Annotated in this window: 13 protein-coding genes; 10 read left to right on the plus strand and 3 right to left on the minus strand. The window is 72.8% G+C overall.

Going from position 1 to position 13,897, the window contains the following annotated elements; genetic code table 11:
- The 3 genes from glmS (at position 1) to FHS87_RS04455 (ending at position 4,202) form a co-directional block, all read left to right on the plus strand.
- The gene (gene glmS, locus FHS87_RS04445) at positions 1 to 1,824 is read left to right on the plus strand and encodes a glutamine--fructose-6-phosphate transaminase (isomerizing) (RefSeq protein ID WP_184514314.1); all 1,824 of its coding nucleotides are present in this window, start codon (positions 1 to 3) and stop codon (positions 1,822 to 1,824) included.
- Positions 1,825 to 1,941: 117 nt separating this feature from the next.
- Positions 1,942 to 2,571, plus strand: coding sequence for a class I SAM-dependent methyltransferase (locus FHS87_RS04450; RefSeq protein WP_184514316.1), 630 nt, complete (start codon positions 1,942 to 1,944; stop codon positions 2,569 to 2,571).
- Between the two features lie 158 nt (positions 2,572 to 2,729).
- Positions 2,730 to 4,202, plus strand: a complete 1,473-nt coding sequence (locus FHS87_RS04455) for an NAD-dependent succinate-semialdehyde dehydrogenase (RefSeq protein ID WP_184514318.1) — start codon at positions 2,730 to 2,732, stop codon at positions 4,200 to 4,202.
- 31 nt (positions 4,203 to 4,233) lie between these two features.
- On the opposite strand, the gene FHS87_RS04460 is transcribed toward FHS87_RS04455, so the two are convergent.
- Positions 4,234 to 5,070, minus strand: coding sequence for a DUF6492 family protein (locus FHS87_RS04460; RefSeq protein ID WP_184514320.1), 837 nt, complete (start codon positions 5,068 to 5,070; stop codon positions 4,234 to 4,236).
- Positions 5,071 to 5,237: 167 nt separating this feature from the next.
- On the opposite strand from FHS87_RS04460, the gene FHS87_RS04465 reads away from it, so the two are divergent.
- Positions 5,238 to 5,591 (plus strand): hypothetical protein, encoded by a 354-nt coding sequence (locus FHS87_RS04465; RefSeq protein WP_184514322.1) that lies wholly within the window; start codon positions 5,238 to 5,240, stop codon positions 5,589 to 5,591.
- Between the two features lie 49 nt (positions 5,592 to 5,640).
- Positions 5,641 to 7,035 (plus strand): glutathione-disulfide reductase, encoded by a 1,395-nt coding sequence (gene gorA, locus FHS87_RS04470; RefSeq protein ID WP_184514324.1) that lies wholly within the window; start codon positions 5,641 to 5,643, stop codon positions 7,033 to 7,035.
- Positions 7,036 to 7,147: 112 nt separating this feature from the next.
- On the opposite strand, the gene FHS87_RS04475 is transcribed toward gorA, so the two are convergent.
- Positions 7,148 to 7,621, minus strand: coding sequence for a DUF2214 domain-containing protein (locus FHS87_RS04475; RefSeq protein ID WP_184514326.1), 474 nt, complete (start codon positions 7,619 to 7,621; stop codon positions 7,148 to 7,150).
- A gap of 5 nt (positions 7,622 to 7,626) precedes the next feature.
- A complete protein-coding gene (locus FHS87_RS04480) occupies positions 7,627 to 8,001 on the minus strand; it encodes a DUF6152 family protein (RefSeq protein WP_312861875.1) in 375 nt (124 codons plus the stop codon).
- A gap of 183 nt (positions 8,002 to 8,184) precedes the next feature.
- Here FHS87_RS04480 and FHS87_RS04485 point away from each other — a divergent pair, with 183 nt between their 5' ends.
- From FHS87_RS04485 to gltX, 5 genes are read left to right on the plus strand one after another with little or no spacing between them, the layout of a single operon-like run.
- The gene (locus FHS87_RS04485) at positions 8,185 to 9,567 is read left to right on the plus strand and encodes a class II 3-deoxy-7-phosphoheptulonate synthase (protein ID WP_184514328.1); all 1,383 of its coding nucleotides are present in this window, start codon (positions 8,185 to 8,187) and stop codon (positions 9,565 to 9,567) included.
- Positions 9,564 to 10,688: a beta/alpha barrel domain-containing protein gene (locus FHS87_RS04490; RefSeq protein WP_184514330.1), complete on the plus strand. Its 1,125-nt coding sequence runs from the start codon at positions 9,564 to 9,566 to the stop codon at positions 10,686 to 10,688. Before FHS87_RS04485 ends, FHS87_RS04490 begins: the two co-directional genes overlap by 4 nt.
- 38 nt (positions 10,689 to 10,726) lie before the next feature.
- On the plus strand, positions 10,727 to 12,166 hold the full coding sequence (locus FHS87_RS04495; protein ID WP_184514332.1) for a nitrilase-related carbon-nitrogen hydrolase: 1,440 nt from the start codon (positions 10,727 to 10,729) through the stop codon (positions 12,164 to 12,166).
- Complete coding sequence (locus tag FHS87_RS04500; protein WP_184514334.1) at positions 12,163 to 12,564, plus strand: hypothetical protein; 402 nt, start codon at positions 12,163 to 12,165, stop codon at positions 12,562 to 12,564. The genes FHS87_RS04495 and FHS87_RS04500 overlap by 4 nt, the downstream gene beginning before the upstream one ends.
- Entirely contained in the window at positions 12,561 to 13,892 is a 1,332-nt protein-coding gene (gltX, locus tag FHS87_RS04505) for a glutamate--tRNA ligase (protein WP_184514336.1), read from the plus strand. The genes FHS87_RS04500 and gltX overlap by 4 nt, the downstream gene beginning before the upstream one ends.
- Positions 13,893 to 13,897 lie beyond the last annotated feature (5 nt).

Below are 13,897 nucleotides of genomic sequence, written 5' to 3' on the forward strand. Positions count from 1 at the left end.
ATGTGCGGGATCGTCGGCGTCGTCGGCAAGGAGGGCGCGGCGCCGCGCCTGCTGGAGGCGCTGCGCCGCCTGGAATACCGGGGCTATGACAGCGCGGGCATCGCGACCCTGGTGAACGGCCATATCGACCGCCGCCGCGCCGAGGGAAAGCTCGGCAACCTGGCCGATGTGCTGGAGCGGGACCCGCTGCCCGGCACCACCGGCATCGGCCACACGCGCTGGGCCACGCACGGCGCCCCGACCACGCGCAACGCCCATCCGCACGGCACGGCGCGCGTCTCGGTCGTGCACAACGGCATCATCGAGAACCACGCCGAGCTGCGCGCCGAGCTGGAGGCGGAGGGCGCGGAGTTCGAGACGGAGACGGATACCGAGACCTTCGCCCGCCTCGTCGATCATCTCCTCGCCCGCGGGGAGGAGCCGGAGGCCGCCTTCTCCGGCGCGCTGAAGCGGGTCCACGGCGCCTTCGCCCTGGCCGCCATCTTCGCCGGCCACCCGCGCAAGCTGCTCGCCGCGCGGCAGGGCGCGCCGCTGGCCATCGGCTACGGCGAGGGCGAGATGTTCGTCGGCTCCGACGCCCTGGCGCTCGCCCCGCTGACTCGCCGCATCGCCTATCTGGAAGAGGGCGACTGGGCCGTGGTCAGCGACCACGACGCGGAGGTCTTCGACGCGGCGGGCGCGCCGGCCACGCGCGCCGTCAGGACCACCGCCTTCTCCGGCGCCGCCATCGGCAAGGGCAACTACCGCCACTTCATGGAGAAGGAGCTGCACGAGCACCCCGCGGTGATCGGCGACACGCTCCGCCAGTATATCGACCCCGCCACGCGCGCCGTCGCCCGCCCCGCGCTGCCCTTCGATCCCGCGACGCTGCCGCGCCTCTGGCTCTCGGGCTGCGGCTCCGCCTTCCTCGTCTGCAACACCGCGCGCTACTGGTTCGAGACGCTCGCCCGCCTGCCCACGGATTGCGACGTGGCGAGCGAGCTGCGCTACCGCGACCCGCCGCTCACCGAGGGCGGCGCGGCCATGTTCGTCTCCCAGTCCGGCGAGACGGCGGACAACCTCGCCGCGATGAAGATGCTGAGGGGCGGCGGCCAATCCCTCGTCTCCGTCGTGAACGTGCCGGAGAGCACCATGTCGCGCGAGAGCGACGCGACGCTGATGACGGTGGCCGGGCCCGAGATCAGCGTGGCCTCCACCAAGGCCTTCACCGCCCAGCTCTCCGTCATGGCCTGCCTCGCGCTAAACTTCGCCCGCAGCCGAGGCGCGATCGACGCCGCCGAGGAGGCGCGGCTGACGGCCGCGCTGCTGGAGGTGCCCGAGCACGCGGCGAAGCTGCTGGACGCCAGCGCCGAGATCGAGGCGGTGGCCGCCGAGATCAGGGATGCGCGCGACGTGCTCTTCCTCGGCCGCGGCAGCCTCTTTCCCATCGCGATGGAGGGGGCGCTGAAGCTGAAGGAGATCTCCTACATCCATGCCGAGGGCTATGCCGCCGGCGAGATGAAGCACGGGCCGATCGCGCTGATCGACGCCGCCGTGCCCGTGATCTCCCTCTGCCCCTCGGGGCCCCTCTTCGAGAAGACCGCCTCCAACCTTCAGGAGGCCGCGGCGCGCGGCGGCCGCATCATCGCCTTCACGGATGAGGAAGGCGCGCCCGCGCTGCGCCGCTTCGCCTCACGCGTGGTGGTGGTGCCGAAGGTCGATCCCTTCGTCGCCCCCATCCTGCACGCCATCCCCGTGCAGCTGCTGGCCTATCACGTCGCGGTGCTGAAGGGCACGGATGTGGACCAGCCGCGCAACCTGGCCAAGGCGGTGACGGTGGAGTGACCGGGCCGGGGAGATGGCCGCAACGGCCACTCCCGGCGCCCGTTGAGGCCGGATGGTTCAGACCCGCCTCCCGCCCGTCCCGGGCCTCCCCTGCCAAGTCCCCGGAGGGCCGGCGGCGTGACCGGCCTGCCCGAGCTGCCGGCGGAGGCCTTCCGCAAGGCCGATCCCTCGCCGGACACCCTGTTCTACCGCGAGCCCCGCTTCGTCACCCATATCGACGACGCCGCGGTCGCCGCCGTCACCGCCCTGTACCGCGAGATCCTGCCGCCGGGCGGGGTGGTCCTCGACCTCATGGGCAGCTGGGTGAGCCACCTGCCGCCGGAGGTCGCCTATGGCGAGGTGATCGGCCACGGCATGAACGCGGAGGAGCTGGCCGCCAACCCGCGCCTGGGCCGCTGGTTCGTCCAGGACCTCAACGCGGCCCCCGCCCTGCCGCTGGAGACGGACAGCCTGGACGCCGCGGCGATCTGCGTCTCGATCCAGTACCTCCAGGACCCCGTGCCCGTGCTGCGGGAAGTGGCGCGCGCCCTGCGGCCGGGCGCGCCGCTCGTGATCACCTTCTCCAACCGCTGCTTCCCGACCAAGGCCGTCGCGATCTGGCAGGCGCTGGGGGAGGGCGACCATGCCCGGCTCGTCGCCCTCTACCTCGAGCGGGCCGGCTTCGGGGCGGTGGAGGCGCGCACCCTCCTCGACGGAAGGCGGAGCGACCCGCTCCGGGCCGTCATCGGCCGCGCGCCGCCGGGCTGAGCCCGCGCGCGGGACGGCTGCCCGCCGGCGCTTCCCCCCCCTGCCAGCCCCGCCGCGGATCGGCCGGAGCTCTCGTCCGTGCGACTCCCCGGCCCGTCCGGGATGACATCGCCGGCCAGCAGGCCCATCCTCGGCAGGCCAAGCCCAAGGAGCCCCCCATGCTCGACACCGCCGCCAAGCTCGTCCTGAAAGACCCCGACCTTTTCCGGCAGGCCAACCGCGTCGGCGCCGGATGGGTGCAGGCCGCCTCCGGCAAGACGATCGCCGTGCGGAACCCCGCCACGGGGGAGGTGATCGGCCAGGTTCCCTCCCTCTCGCGGGAGGAGGTGCGCGGCGCGATCGAGGCCGCCCATGCCGCGCAGCCCGCCTGGCGCGCGCTGCTGGCGAAGGAGCGCGCGGCCATCCTGCGCCGCCTCTTCACCCTGATGATGGAGAACGTGGACGACCTCGCCGCCATCATGACGGCCGAGCAGGGCAAGCCGCTCACGGAGTCCAAGGGCGAGATCGCCTACGCCGCCTCCTTCATCGAGTGGTTCGCCGAGGAGGGGAAGCGGATCTACGGCGACACCATCCCGACCTTCAAGCAGGGCAGCCGCATCCTGGTGATGAAGGAGCCGATCGGCGTCTTCGCCGCCATCACCCCCTGGAACTTCCCGGCCGCCATGATCACCCGCAAGGCCGGGCCGGGCTGGGCCGCGGGCTGCACCGGGGTGATCCGCCCGGCCTCGCAGACGCCCTTCTCGGCGCTCGCCATCGCCGTGCTGGCCGAGCGCGCGGGCATGCCGCCGGGCGTGTGCAACGTCGTCACCGGCTCGGCCCGTGAGCAGGGGGAGGAGCTGTCCACCAACCCCATGGTCCGCAAGCTCTCCTTCACCGGCAGCACGGAGGTCGGGCGCGTCCTGCTCCAGCAGGCGGCGGGAACCATCAAGAAGACGAGCATGGAGCTCGGCGGCAACGCGGCCTTCCTCGTCTTCGACGACGCCGACCTCGACGCGGCGGTGACGGGCGCCATGGCATCCAAGTTCCGCAACACCGGCCAGACCTGCGTCTGCGCCAACCGCATCTTCGTGCAGGAGGGCGTCTATGACGCCTTCGCCGAGAAGCTGAAGGGGGCGGTGGAGGCGCTGCGCGTCGGCAACGGCATGGAATCCGGCGTCACCCAGGGCCCGCTCATCAATGCCGACGCCGTGGCCAAGGTGGAGGAGCACATCGCGGACGCGACCGCGGGCGGGGCGAAGGTGCTGACCGGCGGCAAGCGCCACGCGCTGGGCGGCAACTTCTTCGAGCCCACCATCCTCACGGACGTGCCCACCACGGCTAAGGTGCTGAGCGAGGAGACCTTCGGCCCCATGGCGCCCCTCATCCGCTTCCGCACGGAGGAGGAGGGCATCCGCCTGGCGAACGACACCGAGTTCGGCCTCGCCGCCTATTTCTACGCCCGCGACGTCGGCCGCATCTTCCGCGTGGCCGAGGCGCTGGAGAGCGGCATCATCGGCATCAACGAGGGCATCATCAGCAGCGAGGTCGCGCCCTTCGGCGGCGTGAAGGAGAGCGGGCTGGGCCGCGAGGGCAGCAAGTACGGGATCGAGGACTACCTGGAGATCAAGTACCTCCTCATCGGCGGGGTGTGACGAGGGGCGGCGCCCGCCGCCTCTCCCCCTCTCACATCCGCAGCATCGCCCGGGCTTCCTCGACGGGAAGCCCGGTCGAGCTCTGCAGCACCACGAAATGGCCGGGGCCGGCCAGGGCGCGGTCCAGGCTCCAGCCCTCGATCCCGTGCGCCCGCCAGATGCTGCGCGGGACGAAGTGGCGGAACCGCTCGGGCAGGGAGTGATACCGCTCCAGCAGCCCGGCCTGGCGCAGGAAGTGCCAGTAGAGCGTGTACTCCGTCCATCTCAGCCCGTCCCGGTGCTGGTCGGCCAGCACGCGCTGCCAGTCGCCGTGCCGCGCCTCCAGGAAGGCGGCCATCGCCCCGACGCCCTCGGTGGAGAGGACGGAGGGGGTCACGTCCATGGTGGTGTCGTAGTCCATTGGCGTGCCCAGCAGCTCCGCCGCGGCGTTGCACCAGGCGTCGTCGGGCTTGATCCCCTTCCTCTGCACCGCGGCCCGCCCGCCCTGCACCGCCTCCGCCACGCCCCATTCCCGCACCAGCGCCACATCCGCGTCGAGGGTGAGGTAGAAGGGGGAAGGGCAGTGCCGCGCGAAGGCCAGCTTCGCCAGCATCTGCCGCACCGTGCCCCGCACCGCCGGGTCGGCCTGGACCGATGGCGCGAGCACGGCCGAATCCGCCAGGAACTCGGGCTGCAGGGTCTCGCTCGCGAAGCCCCGATAGGCGTCCCGCACCGGGCCCAGCGCGTCGTCGGGGCAGATGACGAACAGCCGCAGCCGGTCCCGGCAGAAGCGCCCGAAGGAGTCGAGAAGGATCCCCGCCCGCTCGATGTCGTTGTTCCGGGCCGAGAGCGTCAGCATGGCGGCGAGCGGCGCCGGGGCCTCGTTCATGGATTGCGCTCAACCCGTGCCGTGGGGGCAGCATTCTGCCCGGTGCGGGGCAGGGCGGGAAGCTCGGGCCGCCCGTGGCGGCAGGCCGCGCCCGCCCTCGCCATCCAGCGGTCGCCCTGGCAGGATCGCGGCCCGACGGCTCCGGCGCCAGGAGCCCCTGGGATGGCATGCACCGCCTTCTTCTCATCCTCGTCGCCTTCGTCCCGGCCCTCGGCCTTCTCGGGATCTTCCTCCTCCTCGGGAGGGTGAACCCGGAATGGACGGGCCTCGCCCTGCTCCTTCACCTCCTCGTCCTGCCGCCGCTGCTCTGGTGGGTGGGCAGGCGCCTTTCCGGCCGGGCGCGGGCGAGCCCTTCGAGCAGGGCCGACCTCATGGTGGCGGTGATCCCCACCGTGCTGATGGCCTGGGGGTTCGGACGGGGCATCGTCGGGGCGCTCGCCTTCGTGCTGATCGCCGCCATCCCTTTCGCCGGGCTCTGGCTCGGCCTCGGCCTGAATCGCCGGGAGGCGAAGTCCGGCTGATGCCGCCCCGCCCTTGCGCCCTCGGCGTCGAGCCCCGATTTTCCCGGGCATGAGCGCCTCCCACCCCTACGACTTCGACCTCTTCGTCATCGGCGGCGGCAGCGCCGGCGTGCGGCTGGCCAGGATCTCCGCCACCCACGGGGCGAAGGTGGGGATCGCCGAGGCCCGGTTCTGGGGCGGCACCTGCGTGAACGTGGGCTGCGTGCCGAAGAAGATCATGGTCCAGGCCGCCGAGTACGGCGCCTGGGCCGAGGACGCCGCCGCCTTCGGCTGGAAGAACCTCGACAAGCCCGAGCACGACTGGCCCACCCTCGTCCGCGTCCGTGACATGGAGGTGGCCCGGCTGTCGGGCATCTACAGCCGCATGCTGGCCGGCGTCGGCGCCGAGGTCTTCGAGTGTTACGCCCAGTTCGTCGGGCCGCACGAGGTTCGCCTGGGCGAGCGGGTGGTGAGCGCGGCGCGCATCGTGATCGCCGTGGGCGGCACCCCCGTCCGGCCCGAGATCCCGGGGGCCGACCTCGCCCTCATCTCCGACGACCTCTTCACCCTGAAGGAGCGGCCGCGCCGCGTGCTGATCGTGGGCGGCGGCTATATCGGCTGCGAGTTCTCCGCCCTGCTGCACGGCCTCGGCTCCGAGGTGACGCTCGCCTTCCGCCAGTCCCTGCCGCTGCGCGGCTTCGACCATGAGATCCGGGAGATGGCGGCCGAATCCCTCGCGGCCGACGGCATCACGGTCCTGCCCGGGGAGACGCCGGTCGCGATCACCCTGGAAGGGGAGACCCGCGTCACCCGCATGGCCTCCGGGCGGGTGGTGGAATCCGACATCGTCCTCTTCGCCACCGGCCGCAAGCCGGCCACCCGCGGGCTGAACCTCGACGCCGCGGGCATCAACTGCCGCGAGGGCGCCGCCATCGCGGTGGATGACGACCACGCCACCAACATCCCCCACATCTACGCCATCGGCGACGTGACGGACCGGGTGAACCTGACACCCATGGCCACCGCCGTCGGGCACGCCATGGCGGACAGCTTCTTCGGCCTGAAGCCCCGCCGCGCCTCCTACGAGAACGTGCCCAAGGCCGTCTTCACCGCGCCCCCCATCGCGAGCGTCGGGCTGTCGGAGGAGGAGGCGGCGCTGCGCGGCCCCGCCGAGATCTACACCACCCGCTTCACCCCCATGCGCCACACCATCACCCGCCGCGCGGGCCGCAAGACCCTGATGAAGCTGGTGGTGGAGGCCGGCACGGGCGTGATCCTGGGCGCCCATATGATGGGGGAGGACGCGCCGGAGATGATGCAGGGGGTCGCGGTGGCCGTGGTGAACGGGCTGACCAAGGCGCAGTTCGACGCGACCATCGGCATCCACCCCACGGCCGCGGAGGAGTGGGTGACGATGCGGGTGGCGACCCGGCGCGTGGGGGAGGGGGCGGCGAAGGCGGCCTGAGCCGGCCGCCTAGAGCGGTTTCCGTTCGCCGTGGCTCACGGCAACCGCTCTAGCTTCCTGCTTTGTCGCATTTTCCGAGCCGCCGGGTGATTCCACCCGGCTTGAAAATGCTCTAGCCGAGGAAGCCGATCCAGCGCCCGGCGAGCACCGCCCCGGTCCAGAGCAGCAGGGAGGCCAGGGCCGCCACGCGGACGGACGGCGCTGGCGCCTCCCCGGCGAGGGCGCGGCGCCACCCCGCCCCGAGCTTCAGGGCCAGCACATTCGCCAAGCCCAGCAGGATGAGCCCGAGCTTCACCTGGAAGGCCGGGTTGGCCAGGTACTCCGCCGGCCGCACGCTGAAGAGGAGGAGGCCCGTCGCGGCCGCCGCGGCGAGGCCGAGCGCCGCCACCCGCACGAGCGGCGGCCCGAGCGCGGCCAGCGGCGCGCGGGAGAAGGCGCCGAGCACCCGCGCATCCAGGGTGAAGATCGCCCCGACCAGCAGCCCGATCCCCAGGATGTGCGCCGCGTTTACCAGGGGATAGAGGACCGCCGAGCGCCGCAGCGCCGCCGCCACGGGCCACCCGGCCAGCGCCGCGAGCGGGTCCAACCCGATCAGCCGCCTCGGATGCGCTCGGGATAGATGTCGTGGCGGCGGTCACCGACGGTGACGCGCACGGCCTTCATCCGGCGCTCGCTCCGGTTCTCCGCGCGGTTGCCGAGGGCGGTGATCCGATCGCCCGGACGCGCCACGCCCTCGACGAAGCCGGCCCTGCTGGTCTGGGAAGGGTTGCCCAGCTCGACCGTCCAGACGCCGTCATTGGGCGTCTCCACCCGCAGCACGGGGTGGGGCGGGGCGATTGTCACCTCCCGGATCGTGCCGGAGAGCTCCACCTGCTCCGCCTCCGCCCAGCTCCAGCCGTGATGCGCGGCCGCGCCTCCGGCGACCATCGCCGCCGCCGCTCCGCCCAGGACTGCCCGTCTGTTCACGACGCCCTCCGCAAGGGATGAAGAAGCGTTCATCTGGGGGTGGCCGCCATGCTTGACCACCCATCCCGCCAGGGGCGCCGCGACGGCCGGGCCAGCTAGTGCTTGCCCCCCCGACTTCCCCCGCTATGGTGCCCGACCGCCCCGCGAGAGGGCGCGCCTGACCACACTGGACACGTCAACTCCATGCCCACCTCCTCCTGGCACCCCGCCTCCTGGCGCGACATGCCGATCCGCCAGGTCCCGTCCTATCCGGACGGCGCCGCCCTGCGCGCCATGGAGGAGAAGCTCGCCCGATTTCCCCCGCTCGTCTTCGCCGGCGAGTGCGACCGGCTGACCCATGCCCTGGCCCAGGCGGGTGAGGGGAAGGCCTTCGTCCTCCAGGGCGGGGATTGCGCCGAGAGCTTCGCGGACTTCCACGCCAACACGATCCGCGACACCTTCCGCGTGCTGCTGCAGATGGCGGTGGTCCTCACCTTCGGCGGCGGGCTGCCCGTGGTGAAGCTCGGCCGCATGGCCGGCCAGTTCGCCAAGCCCCGCTCCAGCGACACGGAGACGGCGGGCGGCCAGACGCTTCCCTCCTATCGCGGGGACATCATCAACGGTTCCGACTTCACCGACGCCGCTCGTACCCCCGACCCCGGGCGGATGGAGTTCGCCTACCTGCAATCGGCCGCCACGCTGAACCTGCTGCGCGCCTTCGCCACGGGCGGCTTCGCCGACCTGCACGAGGTGCATCGCTGGAACCTCGGCTTCGTCGCGCGCTCCCCGCTCGCCGACCGCTACGCGGACATCGCCCAGCGCATCGACGAGACGCTGCGCTTCATGGCCGCCTGCGGCATGAACAGCATCACCGCGCCGCAGATCCGGGAGACGGAGTTCTACACCTCCCACGAGGCGCTGCTGCTTCCCTTCGAGGAGGCGATGACGCGCGAGCCCTCCACCCATCCGCGCCGCCACTACGCCTGCTCCGCCCACTTCCTCTGGATCGGCGACCGCACGCGCCAGCCGGACGGCGCGCATGTGGAGTTCCTCTCCGGCGTCGCGAACCCGGTCGGGCTGAAGGTCGGGCCGACGACTGAGATCAGTGATCTGCTCCGCCTGACCGAGCGGCTGAATCCGAACAACACGCCCGGCCGTCTCACCCTCATCGCCCGCATGGGCGCGAAGGGGATCGAGGAGAAGCTGCCGCCGCTCATCCGCGCGATCCGGGACGAGGGGCGCGTGGTCACCTGGCTCACCGATCCCATGCACGGGAACACCCACAGCGCGGGGCGCTACAAGACCCGCTCCTTCGACGCGATCCTGCAGGAGGTGCGTGCCTTCTTCGACATTCACCACGCCGAGGGCACCAATCCCGGCGGCGTCCATGTGGAGATGACGGGCCGCGACGTGACGGAGTGCCTGGGCGGCGCGCACCGGCTGACGGAGGCGGACCTCTCGGGCAACTACGCCACCTTCTGCGATCCCCGGCTGAACGCCGAGCAGTCGCTGGAACTCGCCTTCCTCGTGGCGGAGGAACTGAAGTCCCGCCGCGCCACCGACATCCGCCTGCAGGCCGCGCAATGACCACCCCGCTCGAAGCCGACATCGCCGCCCGCACCGACGTCTACTTCAAGCGCACGAAGGCCGTGGTGCAGCGTTTCGGCGACAAGCGCGTCACCTACGCCATCTTCCTGCGCCGCCCCGTCGTCTCGGCGCCCGGGCTGATGCTGGACTGGCTGCGCCGCGTCGCGGCCGAGCGCGGCGCGGCGCTCGACATCGAGCTGATGCACGAGGAGGGCACCTGGGTCGGCGCGGGCGAGCCCATCGTCTACGTCACCGGCTCCTTCATCCAGCTGGCGGACCTGGAGACGCTGCTGCTGCAGAAGCTCGGCGCGGCCTGTGTGGCGGCGCACAACGCCTATCAGATGTGCCTGGAACTTCCCCATGTCGATTTCCTCGCCATGGAGGCGCGCCACTGCGCGGGGGCGGAGATGCAGGAGCTGATGGCCTATGCCGCCTCGGTCGGCGGCAACGCGGCCAAGCGGGAAGGGGCGCGCGGCTTCGTCGGCAACGCGAACGACGCGACCTCCCACTACTACGGCGCCGTGCGCGGCGCGGGCACCATGCCGCACGCCCTCATCGGCTATGCCGGCTCCACCCTCCGCGCGGCGGAGATGTTCCACGAGACCTTCCCCGACCTCAACCTCACCGTCCTGACCGACTATTTCGGCCAGGAGGTGACGGACGGCCTGGCCGTGTGCCGCCACTTCCCCGATCTCGCCGCCGCCGGCCGCGTCGCGGTGCGGCTGGACACGCATGGCGGGCGCTTCCTGGAGGGGCTGGACCCCGCGCAATCCTACGCGGTGATCGAGCGCCACGCGCCGGGCGCCATCCGCCGCTACCGCAGCGAGAGCGAGCTGCGCCACCTCGTCGGCACCGGGGTTTCGGCCGCCGCCATCTGGCGCATGCGCGAGGCGCTGGACGAGGCGGGGTTCCCGCGCGTGCGGATCATCGCCTCCTCCGGCTTCGGCGTGGCGAAGTGCCGCGTAATGGCCCAGGCGCGGGCGCCGATGGACGTGATCGGCACGGGCAGCTTCATCCCGGATTCCTGGGGCGAGACCTACGCCACGGCCGACATCATCGCCTATGACGGCGTGCCCCGCGTGAAGGTCGGGCGCGAGTTCCTCCTGCGCGAACGCCGGTAGGGGAGGGGGCGCGGCCACCCGCCGCGCCGCCGCCGGCCATGACCGGAACCTTCCGCCTCGCCCTCGCCCGGATGAACCCGCGCATGGCGGAGCCGGAGGCGAATGCCGCCCGGCTGCGCGCCCTGCGGCTCCGGGCCGCCTCCCTCGGCGCCGATCTCGTCCTCGCGCCCGAGCACTCGCTCTCCGGGGCCGTTCCGGCGGAACTCGCCGCCGATCCCGCTTTCGCCGCCGCGCTGGGTGTCGCGCTCGACGGGCTCGCCGCCGAGCCCGGCCCGCCCCTCATCCTCGGCGCCCCGTGGCGGGAGGGCGACCGGCTGCGGGAGGGGCTGCACCTGCTGGAGGGCGGCGCCGTCCGCACCCGCCGCGCGGCGCACGAGCTCCGCCCCGGCTTCGATCCCGGCCCCGTGCCGGGCCCCCTCGGCTTCGGCGAGATCCGCCTCGGCCTCATGGCCGGGCGCGACTGGCGCGGGCCGATGGTGGCCGAGACCCTGGCCGAGACGGGGGCAGAGATTCTGCTCGCCGCCGATTCCCTTCCCGTCGAGACGGGGGGCGAGGAGCGCGTGCTGCAATCCGCCCTCGCCCGGGTGGTGGAGAACGGGCTGCCCCTGGTCCTGCTCAACCGCCTCGGTGCGGAGGGGGAGAGCGCGCATGACGGCTCGGCGCTCGTCCTGAACGCGGACCGCGCCCCGGCCCTTCGCGCGCGGCCCTTCGAGGAAGGCGTCATCCTCACCGAATGGGTGCGGGACGGCGCGTCCTGGCGCTGCCTCCCCGTGCTCGCCCCCGCGCCGATGCCGGAGGCGGAGCGGATCTGGCGCGCCCTTCTCCTCGCCCTGCGCGACCACGCGGCGCGCCACGCGCCCGCCGGCATCCTCCTGCCGCTGGAACGCGGCGCCGATGCCGCCCTCCTCGCCGCCCTCGCGGCCGAGGCCTTCCCCGCCGCCGATCTCCGCCCTCTGCTGATGGAGGGGGAGGCCGCGCCGCTCGCCCGGAACCTCGGCCTCCCCGCGCGCGCGCCCGACCTCGCCCCCGCCGCCGCTGCCCTCTCCGCGGCGCTGGGACTGCGGGAGGATGTGGCGCTCCGCCACCTGCGCCGCCTCGCCCTCGACGCCCTGGCCGAGGCGGAGGGGCTTCTCCCCCTCGTCGCCGGGCCGAGCGAGGTGCCCAGCGCCTTCGCCCCCCTGTGGCACCTCTCCCCGGCGCTGCGGCGCGACCTCGCCGCCTGGCGCGGCATCCATTCCCCGGCCGGGGCGGAAGGGGTTCCAGCCGCGCCGGAACGCCTCCCGCCCGCAGCGGTGGCACCCGGCCCGCCCCTCCCGGCGCCCGCCCAATCTCTCACCCCCTGGCAAAGTCTCGCCCGCAAGGATTACAAGCGCCGCCATCTTCCGCCCGGCCTGAACCTCGCCCCACGCGCGTTCGGCCCCCGCGCGTCCGGCCAGGACCGGCGCGATACCGAAACCGAGGACGAACCGGCGCCATGACCAACTCGCCCCATCCCGCCCCCACCGGCCCCTTCGTCCGCATCAAGGACCTCTCGGGCGGCAACGGCGACGAGCCCGTGGAGGAGATCCGCGGCTTCGCCACCGTGGCCGACGCCGCCACCTTCGCCCGCCGCTACGTCCGCGACAGCGTGGAGCGCTGCCGCGGCCCCGGCATGGACGCGGAAGCCGTGCTCGCCGCCTGGTTCGCCTTCGGGGAGGACGCGGAAGCGCTGGACCTCGACGGGGAGCACTGGACCTCGGGCGCCGAGATCCGCGCTTTCGCCGCCAAGCCGCCGCGCAACCGCACCGAGCGCGACTGGCGCGCCCTCGACCCCCGCAAGGACCTGGCGGACGAGGACGAGGACATGCCCGGCGAGGGCGGGGGAGAGGGCGAGTGAAGGTCCGCTTCGCCCCCAGCCCCACGGGCTGGCTGCATGTCGGCAACGCGCGCCCGGCGCTCGCCAACTGGCTGGAGGCGCGCAAGCGCGGCGGCACCTTCACCCTCCGCCTGGACGACACGGACACCGAGCGCAGCAAGCCCGAATACGCCCAGGGCATCGAGGAGGATCTCCGCTGGCTCGGCCTCGACTGGGACGAGTTCTTCCGCCAGTCCGACCGGCTGGAGCGCTACGCCGCCGCCGCCGAGAAGCTGAAGAAGGCCGGCTTCCTCTACCCCTGCCTCGAGAGCGAGGAGGAGCTGAACTTCAAGCGCGAGCAGCGCCGCAAGCAGGGCCGCGCGCCGATCTACGACCGCGGCGCGCTGAAGATGACGGCGGAGCAGCTCGAGCGCGCCCTCGCCAACGGCAAGCAGCCCTACTACCGCTTCAAGCTGAACACCCGCACCGTGTCCTGGCGGGACGGGGTGCTGGGCGAGCGGAACGTGAAGCTGCCCAGCCTGTCGGACCCCGTGCTCATCCGCGCGGACGGCTCCTTCCTCTACACCTTCACCTCCGTCGTCGATGACCTGGAGACGGGCATCACCCACGTCATCCGGGGCGAGGACCACGTCACCAACACGGGCATCCAGATCGACATCATCGAGGCGCTGAGCGGCCGCCCCAACCGCATCCACTTCGCCCACATGCCGCTGCTGACGGATGCGGAGGGCGGGCAGCTCTCCAAGCGGCTCGGCAGCATCTCGCTCCGCCAGTTCCGGCGCGACGGGATCGAGCCGGAGGCCATCACCGGCTACCTCGCGGCGCTCGGCACCTCGCGCGATCCCGTGGCCGGCACGCCGCGCGATCTCATCCGGGACTGGGACATCACCCGCGTCTCCCACTCCCCCGCGCGCTTCGACACGAAGCAGCTCCTCGCGCTCAACCGCAAGCACCTGCACGGGCTGGACTTCGCCGCCGTGCGCGAGCGCCTGCCCGAGGGGGCGGACGAGGCCTTCTGGCTCGCCGTGCGCGGCAATCTCGACCTGCTGCCCGAGGTGCGGGACTGGTTCGATGTCGCGCGCGGCGACATCACCGTGCCCGAGCAGCCGGAGGAGCGCGACCTCCTCCGCGCCGCCCTCGACGCGCTCCCGCCCGAGCCCTGGGACGAGGCCACCTGGCCCGGCTGGACCGCCGCCGTCTCCGGCGCGACGGGCCGCAAGGGCAAGGCGCTCTTCCTTCCGCTGCGCCGCGCCCTGACGGGCGAGGAGCACGGCCCCGACCTCAAGACCTTCCTGCCCCTGATCGGCCGCGAGCGCGCGGCCGTTCGGCTGCGGCGATCGATCGGCTAAGAGAG

The sequence above is a fragment of the Muricoccus pecuniae genome (genome assembly GCF_014199205.1).
GTDB lineage: Bacteria > Pseudomonadota > Alphaproteobacteria > Acetobacterales > Acetobacteraceae > Roseomonas > Roseomonas pecuniae.

Excerpts from the sequence above, each read along its gene's own strand:
- FHS87_RS04485 (WP_184514328.1), top strand. The coding sequence starts at position 8,185 with ATGCCCACCTCCTCCTGGCACCCCGCCTCCTGGCGCGACATGCCGATC.
- FHS87_RS04490 (WP_184514330.1), top strand. The coding sequence starts at position 9,564 with ATGACCACCCCGCTCGAAGCCGACATCGCCGCCCGCACCGACGTCTAC.
- gorA (WP_184514324.1), top strand. The coding sequence starts at position 5,641 with ATGAGCGCCTCCCACCCCTACGACTTCGACCTCTTCGTCATCGGCGGC.
- FHS87_RS04455 (WP_184514318.1), top strand. The coding sequence starts at position 2,730 with ATGCTCGACACCGCCGCCAAGCTCGTCCTGAAAGACCCCGACCTTTTC.
- FHS87_RS04465 (WP_184514322.1), top strand. The coding sequence starts at position 5,238 with ATGCACCGCCTTCTTCTCATCCTCGTCGCCTTCGTCCCGGCCCTCGGC.
- FHS87_RS04495 (WP_184514332.1), top strand. The coding sequence starts at position 10,727 with ATGACCGGAACCTTCCGCCTCGCCCTCGCCCGGATGAACCCGCGCATG.
- glmS (WP_184514314.1), top strand. The coding sequence starts at position 1 with ATGTGCGGGATCGTCGGCGTCGTCGGCAAGGAGGGCGCGGCGCCGCGC.
- FHS87_RS04500 (WP_184514334.1), top strand. The coding sequence starts at position 12,163 with ATGACCAACTCGCCCCATCCCGCCCCCACCGGCCCCTTCGTCCGCATC.
- FHS87_RS04460 (WP_184514320.1), bottom strand. The coding sequence starts at position 5,070 with ATGAACGAGGCCCCGGCGCCGCTCGCCGCCATGCTGACGCTCTCGGCC.